Origin of the sequence: Actinomadura luzonensis, assembly GCF_022664455.2 — a bacterium.
Taxonomy (GTDB): domain Bacteria; phylum Actinomycetota; class Actinomycetes; order Streptosporangiales; family Streptosporangiaceae; genus Nonomuraea; species Nonomuraea luzonensis.
In genome coordinates this window covers 81,113-101,161 of record NZ_JAKRKC020000001.1, presented here as the reverse complement: position 1 = coordinate 101,161, position 20,049 = coordinate 81,113, and the positions used below count along the sequence as shown (strand labels likewise).

The 20,049-nt window shown below is 74.2% G+C and carries 19 protein-coding genes; 9 read left to right on the top strand and 10 right to left on the bottom strand.

The annotated features are described in order from the left end of the window. Positions 1–53: 53 nt before the first annotated feature. A complete protein-coding gene (locus MF672_RS00460; protein ID WP_242371670.1) occupies positions 54–1,274 on the bottom strand; it encodes an FAD-dependent monooxygenase in 1,221 nt (406 codons plus the stop codon). A 149-nt stretch (positions 1,275–1,423) separates the two neighbouring features. Here MF672_RS00460 and MF672_RS00455 point away from each other — a divergent pair, with 149 nt between their 5' ends. After that, positions 1,424–1,834, top strand: coding sequence for a hypothetical protein (locus MF672_RS00455; protein WP_242371672.1), 411 nt, complete (start codon positions 1,424–1,426; stop codon positions 1,832–1,834). Positions 1,835–2,121: 287 nt separating this feature from the next. Beyond that, positions 2,122–2,511, top strand: a complete 390-nt coding sequence (locus tag MF672_RS00450; protein ID WP_242371675.1) for a hypothetical protein — start codon at positions 2,122–2,124, stop codon at positions 2,509–2,511. Between the two features lie 62 nt (positions 2,512–2,573). Here MF672_RS00450 and MF672_RS00445 read toward each other — a convergent pair whose 3' ends face one another. From MF672_RS00445 to MF672_RS51185, 5 genes are all read right to left on the bottom strand, one after another. After that, a complete protein-coding gene (locus MF672_RS00445) occupies positions 2,574–3,773 on the bottom strand; it encodes a hydroxymethylglutaryl-CoA reductase (protein WP_242371676.1) in 1,200 nt (399 codons plus the stop codon). A 108-nt stretch (positions 3,774–3,881) separates the two neighbouring features. Beyond that, positions 3,882–4,241: an FmdB family zinc ribbon protein gene (locus tag MF672_RS00440; RefSeq protein ID WP_242371678.1), complete on the bottom strand. Its 360-nt coding sequence runs from the start codon at positions 4,239–4,241 to the stop codon at positions 3,882–3,884. 10 nt (positions 4,242–4,251) lie between these two features. Continuing rightward, positions 4,252–5,535 (bottom strand): hydroxyacid-oxoacid transhydrogenase, encoded by a 1,284-nt coding sequence (locus tag MF672_RS00435; protein ID WP_242371680.1) that lies wholly within the window; start codon positions 5,533–5,535, stop codon positions 4,252–4,254. Positions 5,536–5,545: 10 nt separating this feature from the next. Further along, complete coding sequence (locus tag MF672_RS00430; RefSeq protein WP_242371682.1) at positions 5,546–6,346, bottom strand: N-acyl homoserine lactonase family protein; 801 nt, start codon at positions 6,344–6,346, stop codon at positions 5,546–5,548. A 60-nt stretch (positions 6,347–6,406) separates the two neighbouring features. Further along, the gene (locus MF672_RS51185; protein WP_302893137.1) at positions 6,407–6,541 is read right to left on the bottom strand and encodes a thioredoxin domain-containing protein; all 135 of its coding nucleotides are present in this window, start codon (positions 6,539–6,541) and stop codon (positions 6,407–6,409) included. Between the two features lie 156 nt (positions 6,542–6,697). Between MF672_RS51185 and MF672_RS00425 the strand changes: the two genes are divergently transcribed. From MF672_RS00425 to MF672_RS00405, 5 genes are read left to right on the top strand one after another with little or no spacing between them, the layout of a single operon-like run. Beyond that, positions 6,698–8,317 (top strand): ABC transporter substrate-binding protein, encoded by a 1,620-nt coding sequence (locus MF672_RS00425; protein WP_242371684.1) that lies wholly within the window; start codon positions 6,698–6,700, stop codon positions 8,315–8,317. After that, positions 8,290–10,254 carry an alpha/beta hydrolase family protein gene (locus MF672_RS00420; RefSeq protein WP_242371686.1) on the top strand — a complete coding sequence of 655 codons (1,965 nt, stop codon included), beginning with the start codon at positions 8,290–8,292 and terminating at the stop codon, positions 10,252–10,254. The genes MF672_RS00425 and MF672_RS00420 overlap by 28 nt, the downstream gene beginning before the upstream one ends. Further along, positions 10,251–11,228: an ABC transporter permease gene (locus MF672_RS00415; protein ID WP_242371688.1), complete on the top strand. Its 978-nt coding sequence runs from the start codon at positions 10,251–10,253 to the stop codon at positions 11,226–11,228. The genes MF672_RS00420 and MF672_RS00415 overlap by 4 nt, the downstream gene beginning before the upstream one ends. Continuing rightward, positions 11,225–12,112, top strand: coding sequence for an ABC transporter permease (locus MF672_RS00410; RefSeq protein WP_242371689.1), 888 nt, complete (start codon positions 11,225–11,227; stop codon positions 12,110–12,112). The genes MF672_RS00415 and MF672_RS00410 overlap by 4 nt, the downstream gene beginning before the upstream one ends. Position 12,113: 1 nt before the next feature. Further along, entirely contained in the window at positions 12,114–13,913 is a 1,800-nt protein-coding gene (locus MF672_RS00405; protein WP_242371690.1) for an ABC transporter ATP-binding protein, read from the top strand. 15 nt (positions 13,914–13,928) lie between these two features. Here MF672_RS00405 and MF672_RS00400 read toward each other — a convergent pair whose 3' ends face one another. The 3 genes from MF672_RS00400 to MF672_RS00390 form a co-directional block, all read right to left on the bottom strand. Next, the gene (locus MF672_RS00400) at positions 13,929–14,522 is read right to left on the bottom strand and encodes an XRE family transcriptional regulator (RefSeq protein WP_242371691.1); all 594 of its coding nucleotides are present in this window, start codon (positions 14,520–14,522) and stop codon (positions 13,929–13,931) included. Between the two features lie 60 nt (positions 14,523–14,582). Beyond that, complete coding sequence (locus tag MF672_RS00395; protein WP_302893136.1) at positions 14,583–15,452, bottom strand: SAM-dependent methyltransferase; 870 nt, start codon at positions 15,450–15,452, stop codon at positions 14,583–14,585. A gap of 399 nt (positions 15,453–15,851) precedes the next feature. Next, positions 15,852–16,433, bottom strand: a complete 582-nt coding sequence (locus MF672_RS00390; protein ID WP_242371693.1) for a TetR/AcrR family transcriptional regulator — start codon at positions 16,431–16,433, stop codon at positions 15,852–15,854. Positions 16,434–16,546: 113 nt separating this feature from the next. Between MF672_RS00390 and MF672_RS00385 the strand changes: the two genes are divergently transcribed. Continuing rightward, entirely contained in the window at positions 16,547–17,335 is a 789-nt protein-coding gene (locus MF672_RS00385) for an SDR family NAD(P)-dependent oxidoreductase (RefSeq protein WP_242371694.1), read from the top strand. Between the two features lie 116 nt (positions 17,336–17,451). Here the strand turns inward: MF672_RS00385 and MF672_RS00380 are convergent, their stop codons facing one another. Beyond that, positions 17,452–18,627, bottom strand: coding sequence for a cytochrome P450 (locus tag MF672_RS00380; protein WP_242371695.1), 1,176 nt, complete (start codon positions 18,625–18,627; stop codon positions 17,452–17,454). 203 nt (positions 18,628–18,830) lie between these two features. Here MF672_RS00380 and MF672_RS00375 point away from each other — a divergent pair, with 203 nt between their 5' ends. Beyond that, positions 18,831–20,042 (top strand): low temperature requirement protein A, encoded by a 1,212-nt coding sequence (locus MF672_RS00375; RefSeq protein WP_242371697.1) that lies wholly within the window; start codon positions 18,831–18,833, stop codon positions 20,040–20,042. The last annotated feature ends 7 nt before the right edge of the window (positions 20,043–20,049 follow it).

Here is a 20,049-nt window from a genome sequence, read left to right as displayed (position 1 = left end):
CTGGTGTGCTTCTCGATCTCGGTCCACCCTCCCCTGCCCACGGACCGGCGTGGTCACTCCGGCGCGGGGCGGCAGCAGTCGCACGTCGGGGTGCGGCCGAGCTTGCCGCCCAGCCAGTGCAGGCCGTCCTGCAGCGCCTCGACGGTCCGGCCGTAGCGGTAGTAGAGCTTCGGCGGGAGGTGCGGGAGCGCGCCGGAGTGCCGCTGGCCGAGCAGCGCGACCATCTGCCGGGGCGGCAGGCTCAGGTAGCGGGGCAGGTCCTCGTACCAGCGGGCGCTGTTGCGCGCCGAGCGCTGCGTGGGCCGGATGCCCTGGATGCGCCTGCGCTCGTACAGGGTGAGCGCCGCCTCCAGGTCGGCCTCGGTGTGCAGGGCCTCGGCGAGGACGGCGGCGTCGCCGAGCGCGAGCGCGGTGCCGGCGCCGATGGAGTAGTGCGTGGTGTGGGCGGCGTCGCCGAGCAGGACCAGGTTGCCGCGGTGCCAGGTGCGGTTGGTGAGGGTGCGGAAGTTCAGCCAGTGGGCGCTGCCGTCGGGCTGCGCGCGGCCGATCAGCGCGTGCCCGTCGAGCACGTCGGCGAACAGCTTCTCCAGCACGGCCAGGCTGTCGGCCTCGCCGGTCGCGTCGAGGCCGAGACCGCTCCAGGTGGCGGGCGCGCACTCGACCACGCAGGTGCTGTGCTCGTTGCCGTACGGGTAGCCGTAGCACCAGATCCAGCCGTGCGCGGTCTCGACGAAGGAGAAGACGAACGACTCGAAGATCTTGGTGGTGCCGAGCCACATGTAGACGTTGCGGCCGAGCGTGACCTGCGAGCCGAAGTGGCCGGCGTGGCGCTCGCGCAGCGCGCTGTTGATCCCGTCGCCGGCGACGACGAGGTCGGCCCCGGACAGCTCGGGCGCGTCCTCGCCGGGGACGTCGTGCTCGAACTCCACGCGCACGCCGAGGTCGCGGGCCCGCTCGGTGAGGATGTCGAGCAGGCGGCGGCGGCCGATGCCGAAGCCGTCGTCGCCGTGCTCCATGGTGAGCGTGGCCTGGTCGTGGATGTGGACCACCCAGTCGTTCCAGTGGACGGAGTCGTCCTGGATGGCCTGGGCGGAGTCGGGGTCGATGGCGTACAGGTTCTCCAGGAGCTGCATCCAGTACGTCACGCCCCAGCCGTAGGTCGAGCCGGCCGGGTTGCGCTCGTACACGGTCAGCTCATGAGACGGGTTCATCCGCTTCATGACGATCGAGAAGTACAGGCTGGCGGGGCCTCCGCCGACGCAGGCGACCTTCACAGGAACTCCCAATAGCGCATACTGTGACCGGTATGTAGCAGAACGTAGCAGGCCGGTTACAGGGGGAGGTCTTGCTCCTTCGAGCCACTGGTCATGACATGGCCATGGCAGGGCATTCCGCCTCCGCCACCGGTCGTAGACTGCCCGATATGCGGCGATTGACCAGTACGGTGGTCGTGGTGGCGGGCGAGGGGGCCGGCGAGCTGATCGCGGGCCTGGACGGGCTGCACAACGTGCGCGCGATCACCCGCGGCGAGCGCTCGGCGGCCGAGGTGGCCGCAATCGCGACCCGGTCCGCGGCCACGTACGTCGTGCACGACGCCGACCCCCTGGCCGGCGTGGCGGCGGCCTGGACGGCGTGGTTCGACGGCACGGGCGTGACCGGCGCCCTGGAGGTGGCCATCGAGGCCGCGCTCGGCGACCTGCGCGCGGACCGGCTCGTGCTCCCGGACTACTACCTGGTGCTCGCCCCCGACGGCCTGACGGAGACCTGGCGGCACTGGTGGCTCGGGGTGCTGGCCGGAGCCGCGCCCGTCCGGGTGGGTCTGCCGGGCGCCTGAGGGCCCCTCGCCCGGCCGCTTTGACCATCGCGTTGCTGTGCCGCGCGGTCGGCGGGGGAGCAGGGCGCGCGCGAGGACCGGCCGCCGTCCTCATTTCCCCGGTCGCGCGTGCCCGGACCACGGCGATCCGCCGGGAGCGGGGACGCCGGGAGCCCACCACGAGTTCATGTGGCCTCGGCCAAGAAACCTTGGCGCTGCGCTGCGGGGTGGCTCGCGCCCAGGACACCCCGGTGAACCTACTTTCTGTCATGGCTCCTATCCGTGTGTTACCCAAGGGGGGAAACCGAATGCTTCGTCGTGCTCTGGCTGGCTGCCTCGCGCTGGCCGCCGCCGGTCTCGTCACCGCCGCCGGCACCGCCGCGCATGCCGACCTCAGGGCGCCGTTCGCCCGGGCCGCGGCGATCGTGGACCCGGACGGCTCCCTGGTCGACGGCAAGAACGTCTACCGGTCCTGGCGCTCAGGCACCGGTCAGTACTGCGTCCAGGTCGCGCACTACGTGGACACGATGGAGGCGCTGATCCAGATCACGCCGCGCCACGCGGGCCGGCTGCCGCACATCGCCTACCGCTTCCCGTCGGCGCAGTGCAGCAACCAGACCAACACGGTCGCCGTCAACGTCACGAGCACCCACTCGGGCCACCTCGCTGACGGTGGCTTCGACCTGCTCATCTCGTAACGTCCCGTAGCTCCTGACGGCCGCGCGTGCCTCTCGTACGCGCGGCCTCGCCGTGTTCCGGGTCAGGCGCGGTTGCGGCCCAGGCGTTCGTGGGCGTCCACCCAGTCGTCGCCGACCACGGCGGCGGCCAGCGACACCTCCCCGGCCAGCACGGTCGCCGCGCAGATCTCCGCGAGCCGCCCCGCCTTGCCGTCGCCGAGGCAGCCCAGCAGCTCCAGGCACTCGCGCTGGGTGGGCAGGCCGGTGCCGCCGCCGCGGGTGGCCACGATCAGCGCGGGCAGCGTGATCGACCAGTAGTAGTCGCCGGAGTCGAGCAGCCGGGTGTAGCTGAACGAGGCGTGCGACTCGGCCACGTCGGCGACGTCCTGACCGGTGGCGATGAACAGCGCGGCCAGCCCGTTGGCGGCGTGCGCGCCGTTGCCCGCCGCGCCGGCCAGCGCCGCGCCGGTCATCGTGACCTGCCGCCAGCGGTACAGCTCGGCGGCCTCCACCCCCATCAGCTCGCGCAGCGCGTGCCGGTCCAGCACCGCCTCGGCGACCACCCGGCGGCCCCGGGTGAGCAGCGTGTTGATCTGCGAGTGCTTCTTGTCGGTGTCGACGTTGCCCGACAGCAGGTACGCCGGCCCGCCCGGGCAGGCCGTCCTGATCCACTCGCAGGCGGCCCTGGTGGCCCGGCCGGTCAGGTTCTGGCCGGCCGCGTCGCCGGTGGCGTAGTTGAAGCGCAGGTAGCGGAGCGGGCCCACCTGGTACTGGCCGATGCCGAGCAGCCGGCCGTGCCGGGTCGTGGCCTCGGCGGCGCGCCTGATGTCCTCGAAGTGCTCCTCGACCCAGCCGCCGAAGTCCCGCGCCTGCCTGGCGTCGGCGAAGGAGAACACCGGGCCGCGCTGCATCGACTCCTCGACCACGGTCGTGGTGACGCCGCCGCTCTCGGTCAGCAGCCGCATGCCGCGGTTGTAGCTGGCCACGAGCGTGCCCTCGGTGGTCGCGAGCGGCACCAGGAAGTCGCCGCGGGCGTGCTCGCCGTTGACCCGCAGCGGGCCGGCCAGGCCGATGGGCACCTGGGCGACGCCGATGAAGTTCTCGATGTTGCCCTTCAGCACCGCCGGGTCGAACGTGTGCCCGGTGACGTGCCGCGGCACCACCCCGGTGTGCTCGGCCAGCACCTCGCGGCGGGCCTGGGCCATGCGCAGGGTGTGGTCCTCGACGGGGTCGCGGGGGACGTGCGGGCGCCTCCGGTCGCCGGGACGGGCTGTCGTGGTCATGCGGCTCACCTCGTTCTGGCCGGGGCGCGTGCTCCCATCGTCGGCACGCGTCCCGGACGGAGGTAAGGGTCCTTGGCCCCCTGGCCGCGGGGACTTCGGCCCAGGAGGCTACGGCTGGACGGGAGGGTCGCCGGCGCGGAGCGGCGCGGACTCGTAGCGGCCCTCGTGGGCCAGCACGGGCCGCCGGTCGCCGGCCAGCTCGGGATGGCGCTCCTCCAGCGCGCGGCGGGCCTCGGCGGTGCGGCGCAGCTCGGTGACGTACTCGCGGTTCCCGTCGTAGGTGCCGCGCCAGGTCTGCGGCATCAGCTCGGGCGGCGGCGGGGCGCCCGCCCGGCCGCGGACCCCGAAGCGGGAGGGCACCTTGGCGGTCGCGCCGCCGCACTCCCGGCAGGGCGGCAGCGGCGCGGTGAAGGACTGGATCACCTCGAAGCGGTGCCCGTCCGGGCAGCGCAGCTCGTAGATCGCCATCGCCGTCCCCTCACCACAGCTCGACGGAGCGGGTCAGGATGGCGGCGAGGTCGTCCTCGCCGACCGGGCGCGGGGCGGTGGCCAGCAGCCGCTGCTGCTTCGCCGCCCCCTCCACCAGGTCCGGGACGTCCGCCTCCGTGTAGCCGACGCCGCCGATGCCGTTCGGCAGGCCGATGTCGCGCATGAGCGCCGTCAGCACGGCGGGCAGCCGCCCGGCCGGGTCGCCCCCGGCGGCCGGGTCGAGGAGCCCGGCCGCCCGCAGATGGCGGTCGGGGCACGCCTCGAAGGTGAACCGGAACGCCTCCGGCGCGGTCAGCGCCACCGCCATGCCGTGCGGCACCAGCGGCTCGTCCTTCGGGTAGCCGTCGGGGTGGAAGTCCCTGACCCGGCCGGCGATGGGGTAGGCGTTGGCGTGCGGGATGTGCACGCCGGCGTTGCCGAAGCCGAGCCCGGCGAACGTGGCCGCCATCGCCATCCCGGCCCGCGCCTCCGCGTCGTCGCCGTCGCGCACCGCAGTCCGGAACGAGCCGGCCAGCAGCCGCAGGGCCTGCTCCGACCACATGTCGGAGACGGGGTTGGCCCCGCAGTAGGGCACCCGCTGCTCCGGCCGCTTGCGCTCGAAGGAGGTGTAGGGGCGGGCGGTGTAGCTCTCCAGGGCGTGGCAGAGGATGTCCATGCCGGCCGCGGCCGTCACGCCCGCCGGCTGGGTCATGGTCAGGTCGGGGTCCACGACGGCCAGCGCCGGGCGCAGCCGCGGGTGGCTGATGCCGGTCTTGACCTTCAGCTCCAGCACGTCCAGCACGCAGATCGTGGTGGACTCCGAGCCGGTGCCGGTGGTCGTCGGCACCGCCACCAGCGGCTTGAGCGGCTGGGACGGGGCCCGGCCGCCGCCGACGGGCACGTTGACGTAGTCGATGAGCGCGCCGGGGTTGGTGGTGAGCAGGTTGACGGCCTTGGCGGTGTCGATGCTGGAGCCGCCGCCGACGGCCACGAACGCGTCCCAGGGGCCGCTCGCGCGGGCGTGCGCGGCCGCCGCCTCCAGGCTCTCGTCGGTGGGCTCGACGTGCACGCCGTCGTAGACGTGCGCCTCCATGCCGTAGCCGGCGAGCTGCTCGGCGACGCGGGCGGGCGCGCCGGTGGCGGCGACCCGGGCGTCGGTGACGACCAGGACCCGGCGGGCGCCGTACTGGGCGAGGTCGAAGCCGATCTCGGCGGCGGCGCCCGCGCCGAACTTCAGCGCGGGGGCGCCGTAGGTGAAGACCGACTCGGGGTCGGCGGGAACGGCGAAGGTCATCGGGCTCTCCTCACCGGTAGAAGCCGTCGGGCGCGGTGCGCAGGGAGCGGAGCTGGGCGGCGTCGTGGCCGAAGACCACCTGGGCCTGGGTGCGCTCGGCGAGCGTGCGGATCTTCTCGACGGAGGCGTACCAGGCGCTGAGGTCGCTGACGATGGCGGCCGGGGTGGCGGGCGGGCCGTAGGAGTCGCCCATGTAGACCGCGTCGGAGGTGAAGATCATGGTGCCGGTCTCGGGCAGGTCCACCCGCATCGCCATCGTGCCCACCGTGTGGCCGGGGGCCTCGATGAGCGTCACGCCGGGCAGGATCTCGGTGTCGCCGGAGACCGTCGCGAAGTCGAGGCCCTCGTAGTCGGCCTTGAGGTGCGCGCCGTTGAAGGCGCCGGCGTAGCCGAGCGCGAACTCCTTCTCCTTGTCGTTGCAGACCAGGCGGGCGCCGGTGCCCTCGAACAGGCGCACGTTGCCGGCGTGGTCGAAGTGCAGGTGGGACAGGACCACGTAGTCGAGGTTCGCCGGGTCGACGCCGAGGCGGCCGAGCTGGGCGTCGAGGTACTGCTCCTCGGTGACCTGGTCGTAGGGGAAGAACTCCTGGAGGCCGGTGGGCTTCCAGCGGGTCTCCCAGTCGCGCGGGCAGCTCGTGTCCCAGAGCAGGGTGCCCTCGGCGGTCTCGACGAGGACGGCGTGCGTGGTGCAGGGGTACCACTCGACGGGACGCTCGCGCTCGTCCCTGGGCCGGATGGTGCGGCCCGGCTTGAGAAGCAGCCAGGTCAGGTCACAGCTCATCGCTCCGCAGTCAAGGATGTGGAGTTTCATGCGTGTTCCTCCATCAGGAGTGCCTGATGTCCGATATGTAACACGCCGACGGCTTTATCACTAGAGGCGGGCGCGGACCTCCTCCAGGCTCGGGTTGACCAGGGCCGAGCCGTCGGGGAAGACCACGGTGGGGATGAGCCAGGAGCCGCCGTTCAGCTCGCCGATGAGGTCGGTGGCGCCGGGCGCGGTGTCCACGTCCACCTCCGCGTACGCGATGCCGGCGCGCTGTAGACCTTGATCATGTATTTCCCCTTTGGTTTGAGGGGTTTGACGGGTGGCGGCCTCATTGAATACTCTCGTGAGCCAATTGGAGTCTACTAGTAGACAGTGCACGTGAAAGTAGGTCCAGGGGTGGCCGATCTCCCTGTTTCCCGGCGTTCCCTCCTGCGCTCGTCCGTCCTCGCGGGCGGGCTCGCCGCGCTGCCCGGGCTGCTCGCCGCCTGCGGGCAGACCCCGCAGAGCGGCGGCGGCCAGGCCAGGACCCCCGACGTGCTGCGCGTCGCGCTGCCCTCCTCCATCGCCTCGCTGGACGCGAGCAAGGAGGCCGGGATCATGAACTACGTGGTGGCCCTGCTCGTCCAGGAGGCGCTGGTCGGCGTCGGCCAGGACGGCAGCCTCCAGCCGTCGCTCGCCGAGTCCTGGACCAGGAAGGACGCCACCACCTACGTCTACACGCTCCGCCCCGGCGTCACCTTCTCCGACGGCAGCCCGCTCACCGCCGCCGACGTCGTCGCCAGCGTGAACCTGCACGCCAGGAAGGGCTCCACCACGGCCTTCGCCTACGCCTACGCGGGCGTGCGGGCGGTCGAGGCCACCGGCCCCGCCGAGGTCACGATCCGGCTGAAGAGCCCGGACGCGTCCTTCGCCTGGACGCCCTCGCCCGGCACCCTGCTGGTGACCAGCCGGGCGTTCATCGAGGCGACCGGCGAGAAGATCGGCACGCCGGAGGGGAAGCTGCTCGGCACGGGGCCGTACAAGGTGGCCGAGTTCGCCCCCGACTCGCACGTCACGCTGGAGCGCAACGACGGCTGGTGGGGCGGCAAGGCCCCGTACCGGCAGCTCAGGATCGACTTCGTTCCCGAGGGGTCCACCCGGCTGCTCGCCATGCGCGGCGGCTCCGCCGACGTCGCGCTCAACGTCCCCGCCGAGCAGCTCGACCAGTGGAAGGCCGTCACCGGCGTCCAGCTCAGGACCGCCGCCGACCGCTCCCTCGTCACGCTCGCCTTCAACACCGCGAAGAAGCCCTGGGACGACGTGCACGTGCGCCGGGCCGTCGCCCACGCCGTGGACCGCGAGGGCATCGTGCGCAGCGTGCTGCGCGGCCACGGCACGGTCGCCGCGACCATCCCCGACCCGGCGCAGTGGGGCGGCGTGCTCGACCAGGCGGCCGTCGGCAGCCTGTACGCGAGCATCCCCCAGGTCGGCTTCGACCTCGCCCAGGCCAAGGCCGAGCTGGCGCGCTCGGCCACCCCGCAGGGCTTCAGCGACACCCTCACCTACCCCGGCAGCGGCCCCCAGCTCGGCCGGGCCGCGCTCACCCTCGCCCAGAACCTCAAGCAGATCGGCATCGCCCTGGAGGTCAAGGAGGTGCCGCTGGAGCAGTGGATCGCCGACCTCGGCAAGCACGCCTCCGGCATCTACCTCGGCTGGTACTTCGCCACCACCGGCGACCCCGCCGAGTACACCCAGCAGCTCCTGCACGGCTCGGCCACCGGCGAGAACGGCACGAACATCGCCGAGTACGACAACCCCGAGGTCACCCGGCTGCTCGACGAGGCCAAGGCGAGCACCGACGACGCGGCCCGGGGCAAGCTGCTTGGGCAGGCGCTGGTCAGGGCCGCCGCCGACGTGCCGTACCAGCCGCTGTGGTGGGGCGAGGCGGCCACCGCGTTCGGGCCCGGGGTCACCGCCGAGGGCTTCGGGCCGTACTTCTTCGTCGGCCCGTGGGCGACCAAGGTCACGGCGCGCTGATGGCGGGGCTGCCGGAGGGCACGGCCGGGCCGCTGGAGGTGCACGAGCTGCTGGCCGGGATGCGCTTCCCCGAGTCGGTGGCGCTGCACCCGGACGGGCGGCGCGTCGCCTGCGTCCTCGACGGCGTCGCGCACGTCCGCGACGCGGACGGCGCGCTGCGGCCGGTGCCCGGCGCGGGCCCGCACGCGCTGACCCGGTGGCTGCCCGGCGGGCGGCTGCTGCTGGCGGCGGGCGGCGACCGGGTCGAGGTCAGGGACGACGACCTCGGGCTCGCCTGGCAGGCCCGGGTGCGCGGCGAGATCGAGGACCTCGTGCCCGCCGGCGACGACCTGGTCCTGGTCCGCACCGCCGACCCGGGCAGCGAGCGCGACGGCAGCCACCTGGGGCTGCGCGTGCCGGACCCGGCGGACCCGTTCGTGCTCGGGCCGGGGGAGCGGCTGCGGCGGCTCGCCTGGCTCACGGTCGGCGGCGACGGCGGGCCGCGCCCCGTCGAGCTGCCCGGGCGCACGGTGTGGGACGCCGACGGGCGCGCGGGGCGCGTGCTGGCCGTGACCTCCGACGACGAGACCCCCGCCGGGTACTACCACCCCCGCCTCGACCTGGTGGACGAGAGCGGGCCGCGCACGGTGTACCGGACCCGGTGGCAGCTCGCCCGGCCGCGCCTGGCCCCCGGCGGCCGGTACGCGGTCGCCGTCGAGGGCCTGTCCATCGTCTCGGGCCGGGTCCTGCGCGCCGACCTGGCGACCGGCGCGGTCGAGCCGCTGGGCGACCTGGACGACGTCACCGACCTCGGCTGGCTCGACGACGACACGCTCTGGTTCACCGGCTGGTCCGGCACCGGCGTGCACGGCGGGCTGCTCGGCGCGGCCGACGGGCGGGTGCTCGCCCGCTGGACCGCCCGGGGCACGCTGGGCGGGCGCGACGGCCAGCCGTCGTTGTCGGTGACCGGCTCGCGGGCCGCCGCCTGCTGGGAGACGCCCGGCCAGCCGCCCGAGGTCGCCGTCGCCGACGTGCGGGAGGGCGACTGGCGGCCGGTCACCGCGCTCAACGCCGGGCTCGCCCGGCTCGCGGTCGCGCAGCGCGAGCTGACCTGGACGGCCCCGGACGGCCTCCAGGTCTCCGGCCTCCTCCTCACCCCGCCGAACCCGGGCGCCCCGGCGAACCCGGGCGCCCCGCCGAACCCAGGCGCCCCGCCGAACCCGGGCGCCTCGCCGCGCTCTGCCGGGGAGGCCGGGCCGCTGGTCGTGATCGCGCACGGCGGGCCGACCTGGCTGTGGTCCAGCGCGTTCGCGCCCGCCGAGTCCAACCAGCTCGCCGTGCCGCTCGCGCACGCCGGCGCCGCCGTCCTGCTGCCCAACCCGCGCGGCAGCAGCGGACGCGGCCAGGACTACGCCCGCGCCGTCATCGGCCAGGTCGGCGAGGCGGACCTGACGGACCTGCTCGCCGGCGTGGACCACCTGATCGGGACCGGCGTCGCCGACCCCACCCGGCTGGCGATGATGGGTCTCAGCTACGGCGGCTACCTCACCGCCTGGGCCTCGGTACGCACCCGGAGGTTCCGCTCCGCGATCGTCATGTCCGGAGTGTCGGACTGGGTGAGTTTCGCCACGTCCAGCAACCTCGCCACCGGTTTCGACCCGCTCTACCACGACGCCGCCACCCCGTTCACCCCGCAGGGACGCGAGCGCCTGGCCGCCCGCTCGCCCGTCTACCACGCGGCCGGCGGCACCACCCCGACCCTCATCCTGCACGGCGAACGCGACCGCACCACCCCCCTCGGCCAGGCAGAACAGCTCTACCGCTGCTACACGGCGGCGGGCGTGCGCACCCGGCTCGTCGTCTACCCTCGGGAGGGCCACGAGCTGGCCGAACCCGCCCACCGCAGGGACGCGGCCGAGCGCGTGATCGGCTGGCTGACGGAGAGCGGGGTGTTGTGAAGGGCAGGGCCCTCGCCGGCGCCTGGGGAGCCTTCCTGCTGCGGCGGCTCGCCGGCACGGCCGCCGTCGTGCTCCTGCTGTCCGTCGGCGTGTTCGGGCTGCTCTACCTGGCCCCCGGCTCGATCCAGCAGACCCTCCTCGGCACCCGTCCGGCCACCCCCGACACCATCGCCGCCATCCAGGCCCGCTACCACCTGAACGAGCCCGTCGCCGTCCAGTACCTCCGCTGGCTCGGCGGCGTGCTCGGCGGCGACCTCGGCACCTCGATCAGGACCGGCGTCCCCGTCGCCGGCATGCTCGGGCAGCGGCTGCCGCTCACGCTCGCCCTCACCGGCTACGGCACCGCGCTCGCGGCCCTCGCCGGCATCCCGCTCGGCGTGCTGGGGGCGCTGCGCCGCGGCCGCGCCCTCGACCGGCTGGTGGTGAGCGCCGGGGTGGCCGGGCTGTCGGCGCCGCCGTTCGCCGTGGGGCTGCTGCTGCTCGTCGTGTTCGCGCTGGGGCTCGGCTGGTTCCCCGTCTACGGCACCGGCGAAGGGCTCGCCGACCAGGTGTGGCACCTCACGCTGCCCGCCGCCGCGCTCGCCGTCGGCGCCGTGGGCCTGCTGGTCCGCTTCAGCAGGGCCGCGCTGGTGCGCGAGCTGGAGCAGGACTACGTCGTCTTCGCGCGGGCCCGCGGCCTGTCCGGCCTCCTCGTGCTCCGCTACGCCCTCCGCAACGCGCTCGTGCCGATCCTCACCGCGGCCGGGCTCGTCGTCACCGGCATGCTGGCCGGGACGGTGCTGGTCGAGGTCACGTTCGCGGTGCCGGGGCTGGGGTCGCTGCTGGTGGACTCGGTGACGTTCAAGGACGTGCCGGTCGTGCAGGCGCTCGCGCTGCTGCTCACCCTGCTCATCGCGGCCGTCAACCTGCTGGTGGACGTCGGCTACTCGCTCGTGGACCCGCGGGTGCGGCTCGGCTCGGGAGCCCCGGCATGAACCCCGGCGTGAACCCCGGCGTGGACCCTGGCGTGAACCCGCCCCCGGCCGGCCGCAGGTCTCCCACCGCCCGCCGCCGGGTCCCGGTGCTCGTGGCCGTGGCGCTGGTCGTGCTGGCCGCCGTCGGCGTCGCCGCCGCGTTCGCGCCCTGGCTGGTGCCCGACGCCACCGCGCAGGACCTCATGACCGGCATCGGCGGGCCCGCCCCCGGCCACCCGCTCGGCACCGACGACCTCGGCCGGGACGTGCTCAAGCTGCTCGTCGCGGGCGCCCGCACCGCCGTGCCCGGCGCGCTCGCCGTCGCCGCCGGCTCCCTGCTGATCGGCAACCTCGTCGGCCTCGTCGCCGGCTACTTCGGCGGCTGGGTGGACACGCTCGCCATGCGGTGGGCGGACCTGATGTTCTCGCTGCCCGCGCTGCTGGTCGCCATCGTCGTCGCCGGGGTGCTGGGCGGCGGGTACGGGCTCGCCGTCGCGGTGCTCGTGGTGCTGTTCGCGCCCACCGACACGCGGGCCGTGCGCGGCGCGGTGCTGGAGCAGCGGCACCGGCCGTACGTGGAGGCGGCGCTGCTCAAGAACCTGTCCTCCTGGCGGATCATGACCAGGCACATCTGGCCGAACGTGGCCCCGGTCACCCTCGCCGCCGCCTTCGTCAACTTCGCCTACGCGCTGGTGTCGCTGTCGTCGCTGTCGTTCCTGGGGCTAGGGGTGCCCGCCGGCTCGCCGGACTGGGGCCGGACCCTCGCCGACAACCGCTCCCAGCTCCTCGCCAACCCGTGGGCGGCCATCGCCCCCGGGCTGGCGATCATCGCCACCGCGGCCGCGCTCAACGTCGTCGGCGACTGGCTGCACGAGCGCGTCGACCGGCGGGGAAGGGCACGCTGACATGCACGGGACAGCCGACCTGCGCGAGCTGACGGAGCCTGCCGAGATGCTGCGGGTGGACGGCCTCACCGTGCGCCAGCCCGCCACCGGGCGGACGCTGCTGTCCGGGGTGTCGTTCGCGGCCGGCGCGGGCGAGTCGGTGGCCGTCGTCGGCGAGTCCGGGTCGGGCAAGTCGCTGACCGTGCGGGCGCTGCTGGGGCTGCTGCCCGCCGGGCTGAGCGCCGAGGGCGAGGTGCGCCTCGCCGGGCAGCGCGTGGACGGCGACCCGCGGGCGCTGCGGCGGCTGCGCGGCGGCACCGTCTCGCTGCTCATGCAGGACCCGTTCACGCTGCTCAACCCCCTGCGCAAGGTCGGCAGGCAGATCGCCGACGGGCTGCCGCGCGGCGCCGACCGGCGCGTGGAGGTGCCCCGGCTGCTGGCCGAGGTGGGGCTGGACGGCGAACCGGCCGGGCGGTACCCGTTCCAGCTCTCCGGCGGGCAGCGGCAGCGGGCCGGACTGGCCGCCGCGCTCGCCGCCGCGCCGCGCGTGCTGCTCGCCGACGAGCCCACGACCGCGCTCGACGCCACCACGCAGCGGGACGTGCTCGCGCTCGTGCGCCGCATCCAGCGCGAGCGGGGCATGACGTTCCTGCTGATCACGCACGACCTGCGGGTGGCGTTCTCGATGTGCGAGCGGGTCGTCGTCATGTACGCGGGACGGGTGGTGGAGACCGGGCGCGCCGAGGAGCTGCGGGTGGAGCAGCGGCATCCGTACACGCGGGCGCTGCTCGCCGCCGAGCCGCCCGCCGACCGGCGGCTCGCCGCCGTGCCGTCCGTGCCCGGCACGGTGCCGGCCCACGACGCGGTCGCCGGCCGGTGCGCCTTCGCCGAGCGGTGCGCGTACGCGCTGCCGCGGTGCCACACCACCGAGCCCGCCCTCCTCCCGCTGCCCTCCACCGCCACGCGGTCGTCGGCGTGCCTGCGGGCGGCCGAGCTGCCCGCCGCGCCCCCGCCGCCGCCCGGCGTCGTCCCGCCCGCCCCGGACGCCGTGCCGAGGGCGTCGGTGCTCGACGTCCGCGACCTGCGCAAGACCTACCCCGGCGCGGCCCGCCCCGCGCTCGCCGGAGTGGGGCTGACGGTGGCCCCCGGCGAGATCGTGGCCGTGGTGGGCGAGTCCGGCTCCGGCAAGACCACGCTCGCCCGCTGCGTCACCGGCCTGGAACGCCCGGACGCCGGCACGATCCTGCTGGCCGGCGCCGACTGCTCCGACTACGCCCGCCTGCCGCGCGAGGCGGTCCGGCAGGCCCGCCGCACCGCCCAGATGATCTTCCAGGACCCGTACGCGACCCTCAACCCGGCCCGCACGGTCGGCGCGACGCTCAAGGAGGCCCTGATCGCCGACGGCCGCCCGCCCGACGTGGCCGCGCTGCTGGAGCTGGTCGGCCTGGACCCGGCCATGGCCGGGCTGCGTCCGGCCCAGCTCTCCGGCGGCGAGCGCCAGCGGGTCGCCGTCGCCCGCGCCGTGGCCGGCGAGCCCCGGCTGCTGGTCTGCGACGAGCCGGTCTCCGCGCTGGACGTCTCCGTCCAGGCCCAGATCCTCACCCTGCTGGCGGGGCTGCGCGAACGGCTGTCGATGGGCATGTTGTTCATCACGCACGACCTGGCCGTGGTGCGGCAGCTCGCCGACCGCCTCTACGTGCTGCGCGCGGGGGAGTGCGTCGAGAGCGGGCCGGTGGCGCGCGTCCTGGACGACCCGGCCCACCCGTACACGCGGGAGCTGCTGGCCAGCGTCCCTGACGGCTCGTCCGGCTGGCCGGGCTGACGGCGACCCTCCGCCTCAGTCCTCGCTGAACGACAGCAGGGTCAGCACCCGGCAACCCGCCTCGCCGGTGACGTAGACGTGGTCGAGCTCGGCGGCGAACCGGATCGCGTCGCCCTCGCCGAGGCGCGCCGACCAGTCGGCGGTCTCGACCGTGACCTCGCCCGCCACCACGTACGCGTGCTCCACCGAGCCGAGCCCGTGCGCGCTCCTGGCGCTGCGCGTGTGCGGCGGCAGGTCGCCCTCGGCCAGCTCGAACCGCCGCCGGTCCGGCGCCGCGAACAGGCTGCGCACCACCGTGTCGCCCACCGCCACCGGCGTGCCCTCGCCGCGCCTGATCACCTCGGGCCCGGCCAGGTGCACCCGCGTCAGCTCGGCGAACGTCAGCCCGAGCGCGTCGGCCAGCCGCGTCAGCACCTCGATCGTGGGATTGGCCACCCCTCGCTCGACCTGCGAGATGAGCGCCTTGCTGACCCCGGTCAGCTCGGCCAGCTCCCGGACGCTGAACCCGCGCGCCAGCCGGGTGCGCCGCAGGTTCGCCGCGATCGCCCCGCGCACGCCCGCCGCCGGCCCTGGGCTCACCGCGAGCACGGGATTCTTCTCGTGCCGCACCTGGTGGCTTCCTTCCTCCCGAATTCCCACCCCATCATGCCGGACGGCCGCCCGGGCGGGTCACGGGATGTGGGCCACCGCGCCGTAGTTGCCGGAGGTGGGCGGCTGGTCGGCGCAGGCGAGGTCGTCGCCGGTGCCGGGGTCGCCGGTGCCGGGGTCGCCGGTGCCGGGGTGCCACTGGGGGACCCAGACCAGGCCGGGGTCCACCAGGTCCAGGCCGTCCAGCAGACCCTCGACCTCCTCCTTCGTCCGGATGGCGAGGTGCGGGAGCGTCATGGCGAGCACGTCGCGGACGGCGGGGAGCAGCTCCGGGGGCACGGCGTCGAACGTGGTGTGGACCAGGGCGAGGAAGCTGCCGGCCGGGGCGGTGTGGCGCAGCCGCTTGATGACGTAGTGCGCGTACTCCTCGTCGTCCAGGCTCTGGGCGGACAGCAGGAGCACCGCTATGGGGCTGTCCCAGTCCAGGAAGGTCTGCACGACCCGGTCGCCGAGCATGTCGTCGATCTCGCGGGCGTCGCCGTCCACGACGCGCACCAGGTCGGAGAACGGTTCGATGGTGGCCTGGGCCATGGTGACGACCATGGGGTTGTTCTCGACGTACACGACGCGGACGGCGGGGCTGGGCGAGGCCTGGCGGGCGATGTCGTGCAGGCGGCGGCCGGCCGGGAGGCCGCTGGGCACGCCGCTGCCGATGATCATGAACTGGTCGACGCCCTCGACGGCGGCCAGATGGTGGACGACCCGGGCCAGGAACTGCAGGACGGCGCGAGCGGCGGTGGTGAGGACGGGAGCGGCTTGCTCGAAGTGGCGCACCATGTCCTTGTCCGCCTGGAAGTTGTTCTTCCCGCCCGCCGCCGCGTCGAAAATGCGCGTCATTCTCGCCTGCGTCGTGTCGAGCTTGGCCAGGTTTCGGACAGCCCTTTGGTGCATGAGCGTTGCCCCTTTCCCTCGCCGCAACCCGTTCGCGGTTGACGATCTCTGGACCTCACTCAGTGACTCTGCCCATATGTTCCAACAATTCCAGTCAATGGCAATGCGATAGACCGGTTATTTCGGGAAATGTTTGTGACCAGAATCTTTGCGGGAGGGGGTTCGAGGGGTAATCCGATCAAGAAGAATTGCGCTGTCCGTGCAGGTGGAGGGCGGTTTTGTTGATCGGGTTGAGGGGGCTGAAGGGCTTCTTGATCGGGTCGTTCACGGGGAGATCGGCGGGCTGTGATATTTCGGGCTGCTGATCCAGCTGATACGGGTGTGGTGCGGGGGTGAGTGGGGGTTCGAGTTACGGCCATTCCGCCGGGGCATTCGGCCGGGCGGTCGTGAGCCGCCGCGCTACGTGAGGGCCTGGCCGGTGCCCACGCCGCGCAGCAGCGTGTCGACGAGGCGGGTGGCGAGCGCGTCGGGGTCGCCGTCGCGCGACTGCGCCGCCTCGTGGATCAGCGCGTAGTAGACGCGCCTGGCCCAGGAGGGATCGACGTCGGCGCGCAGCACACCGGCCTCGCGCGCCTTGGCGAACAGTCGCTCGCAGCGTTCCTCGATGTCGGCGTGCACGCGGGCGACGGCCTCGTCGGCGACCGGGGCCAGGCCCATGGCGAACGACCAGTCGATCTTGACGCGGAGCACGTTCGCGGTGATCTGGTAGAGCGCGACGAGCGGCGGCGTGGACTCGGGGTTGGCGGCGTCCACGGCCTCGGCGAAGCGGCGGGTCGCCCAGGACGCGAGCGCGGACACCAGCGCGTCCCGCGAGGCGAAACGGCGGTGCACGGTCGTGCGCGCGACCCCGGCCGCCTCGGCGATCTGCTCCATGCTGGCCGCCGGGTTCCTGCTGAGCACCCGCTCGGCGGCCTCCAGGATCGTGCGGACCGTTCGTTCGGCGTCGGACCTCAGCGCGCGGGGCGGCGTCTCCTTCGTCACTGGACAAGGATACGACACCGTCACCGCTACACACGGACTTGCGTCATTAGTGTTGCAGGTCTTATGGTTCCAGTGTCGATGAAGACGCAGTTGACGAAGGAGTTGGGACGACCATGGACATGCGACTCGACGGCACGACCGCTGTGGTGACCGGCGCGAGCAGGGGGCTGGGGCTGGCCGTCGTGCGGGCCCTGGCGGCGGAGGGCGTCCGGGTGGTGGCCGCCGCCCGGACGGTCTCGCCCGAGCTGAAGGAGACCGGCGCGATCGCGCTGACCGCCGACCTGTCCACCCCGGACGGCCCCGGCGCGATGATCGAGCGGGCCCTGGCCGAGCTGGGCGAGCTCGACCTGCTGGTCAACAACGTGGGCGGCGGCGACGGCGGCGAGGGCCGGATCGGCGGGTTCCTCACCTCCACCGACGAGCACTGGCGGCGCGACCACGACCTGAACCTGCTGAGCGCCGTCCGCGCCACCAGGGCCGCCCTGCCCAGCCTGCTGCGCAGGCGCGGCAACGTGATCAACATCTCGTCCAACAGCGCCCGCCTGCCGCACGCCGGGCCGATCACCTACAGCACCGCCAAGGCGGCGCTGACCGCGTTCGGCAAGGCGCTGGCCGAGGAGTTCGGCCCACAGGGGGTGCGGGTCAACACGATCTCCCCCGGTGCGATCCGCACCTCCCTGTGGGAGTCCCCGGACGGGTACGGCGCCGCCCTGGCCGCCGCGCTCGGCGTGGACCAGCAGCAGCTCCTGGCCGGCCTGCCGGCCGGCACCGGCATGACCACCGGCAGGCTGATCGAGCCGGACGAGGTCGCCGCCCTGGTGACGTGGCTGGCCTCGCCGCACGCCGCCAGCGTCAGCGGCGCCGACTACGTCATCGACGGCGGCGCGATCAAGACGGTCTGACCGCGGACCCGGCCGCACCGCCGCGTTCGCGCGTCTCCCGGCTTCGATTCTCGCCCCGGTCAAGGGGCGGGGACAGGACGGCGGGCGGACACTGGGCGGACATTTCGCCCGTGGCCTCAGCCGAGCGTGACGCGCAGGTCGCGGACCTCGTAGCCGCCGATGTCGTTGGCGAACGTGACCCGCGGCGGCCCCGCCATCCGCACCCCCTCCAGCGCGAACAGGCGGCTCAGGAACACGTCGGTCTCCAGGATCGCGACCCCCGCGCCCGGGCAGCGGTGCGCGCCGTCGCCGAAGGAGAGTGCCGCGTCCACGTCCCGGCCCGGGCACACCGACAGCGGCCGCTCGCCGACGGCGCGGGCGTCGGTGTTCACGGCGTCCACCAGCACCTCGACCACGGCCCCCGGCGGCAGGGACGTGGTGCCGTCCGGGCCGGGCAGGTCGAGGGCGGCCGTGGTGCGGCGGCGCAGCCGGCCCACCACGGGTTCGAGCCGCAGCAGCTCGCGCAGCACGGCCAGGCGCTCCGGCTCGGCGGCGGCCCGGTAGCGGGCCAGCAGCGCGTCGTCGGTGAACAGGTGCCAGGCCGCGGCGCCCATGAACTCGCGGGTGGTCACCATCCCGGCGGCGGCGAACGTCAGGCACTCGCCGAGGATCTCGGCGTCGTTGCAGCCCTCGGCGAGCAGGTGCGAGATGAGGTCGTCGCGCGGCTCGCGGCGGTGGTCCCGGATCGCCGGGCGGACGTCGGCCAGGTAGACGCGCAGCCAGTTGACGTTCTGCCGGACGAGCCAGTAGAGGCCGTGCGGGCTGGTCAGGCCGGGCCTGCCGAACTTCTCCGGGAAGAAGCGCTCCAGCCGCTCGCGCAGGCCGGACGCGCTGCTCGCGGTGAGCCCGATGATCGCGGCGGCCACCTCGATCGCCACGCCGAAGCTCAGCTCCGACAGGTGCGCCTCGCCCGTGGCGCGCAGCCGGGCGAGCTGCCGCTCGGCGGCCTCGGTCATGAGGCCGCGGTAGTGCTCGTCCACCCGGCGGGGGGTGAAGAACCGGGCGGTCTGCCGGCGGTCCTCGCGGTGCTCGGGGCCGTCCCGGTAGAGGACGGGGCGGCGGATGCGGGCGGGCAGCCTGGCCACCGTCTCGACGCCCAGCCCGGCCTGGACGGTGGCGTCGCTGCGCAGCAGGGCCCTGGCCGCCGCGTAGCCGGTGACCCGCCACAGGCCGTCGGCGTCGTGGGTGACCGGGCAGGTGGCGCGGAAGGTCCCGCGCCGGATCTTGCGGGCGTCGCCGTGGTGGTCGTTCACGCCGGGCGGTCCTCCGTCCCTCGCCGCCGGGGGACCCGGCGCCGGTCTGCCGATCACGATCGTCGTGCGAAGCGGCGGCGAGGGCAAGAGCCGCACGGCGGCCAAGGAATCGTGTGAAAACGGGTAATGGCGAAGACGTCCCCCTATAAGCACCTATAACCTTTCCCGTCGGCAAGATGATCTGGGGGAAGGAGTGTCCGGCCATGGCCGACCAGGGGGACCCGCGGCGCCGCCCACGCCTCGCGGGCACGGCGCGCCCGACCGGCGAGAACCACCGGGCGACGACCTTCGAGCTCTTCTTCGACCTGGTCTTCGTCTTCGCGGCGACCCGGGTCACCGCCCTCATGGCGCACGAGCACAGCGCCCATGGCCTGCTGCAGGGCTTGCTGCTGCTCGCGCTGCTGTGGTGGACGTGGGAGGCCTACACCTGGCTCGGCAACCAGGCGCGCGCCGACGAAGGCGTGGTCCGGGCGGGGATGGCGGTGGCGACCGCGGCGGTGTTCGTGGTCGCGCTGACCGTCCCCGAGGCGTGGCACGACGCGCCGGGCGGGCTGTCCGGGCCGCTCGTGCTGGTGGGCGCGTACCTGCTGGTGCGCGTCGTGCACCTCGCCGTCTACGGGGTGGCGGCGGGCGAGGACCAGGGGTTGCGGCGCCAGCTCGCGCTGTCGTGGGCCACCCTGCTGGCCGGCGTGCCGCCGCTGGTGGCGGGGGCGCTGCTCGGCGGCTGGACGCAGACGCTGCTGTTCGCGGCGGCGCTCGGGGTGGACTGGGCGGGCACGTACCTGACCTCGCGGCGCGGCAACTGGCGGGTGCACAGCGCGGCGCACTGGTGCGAGCGGCACGGGCTGTTCGTGCTGCTGGCCATCGGGGAGTCGGTGGCGGCCATCGGGGTCGGCGCGGCCGGGAGCGCGATCGGCGCTCCGCTGCTGGCCGCGGCCGTCCTCGGCATGGCGGTGGCGCTGTGCCTGTGGTGGCTGTACTTCGACGTGGTGGCGCTCGCGGCCGAGCACCGGCTGGTGCGCACGCTCGGCGCGATCCGCGTCAAGATGGTCGTGGAGGCCTACACCTACGGGCACTTCCCGATCGTGGCCGGGATCGTCGTCACCGCGCTCGGTGTGGAGGGCGTGCTGGCCCACGCGGGGGAGGGCGCGGCGCTCGGCGGCTTCTACGCGCCGGCGTTGTACGGCGGGGCCGCGCTGTACCTGGGCGGGCACGTGCTGTTCGGGGCGCGGGTGCACGCCGTGCTCAGCCTGCCGCGGCTGGTCGCCGTGGCGGCGCTGCTCGTGGGCCTGCCCGTGGCGATCATGATGCCGCCGCTGGCCGGGCTGGCGGGGCTGGTGCTCGTCCTCGTCGCGCTGGTCGCCGTGGAGACCACCCGGTACGCCGAGCAGCGCCGCGACCTGCGTGAGGTCTGACCGGCAA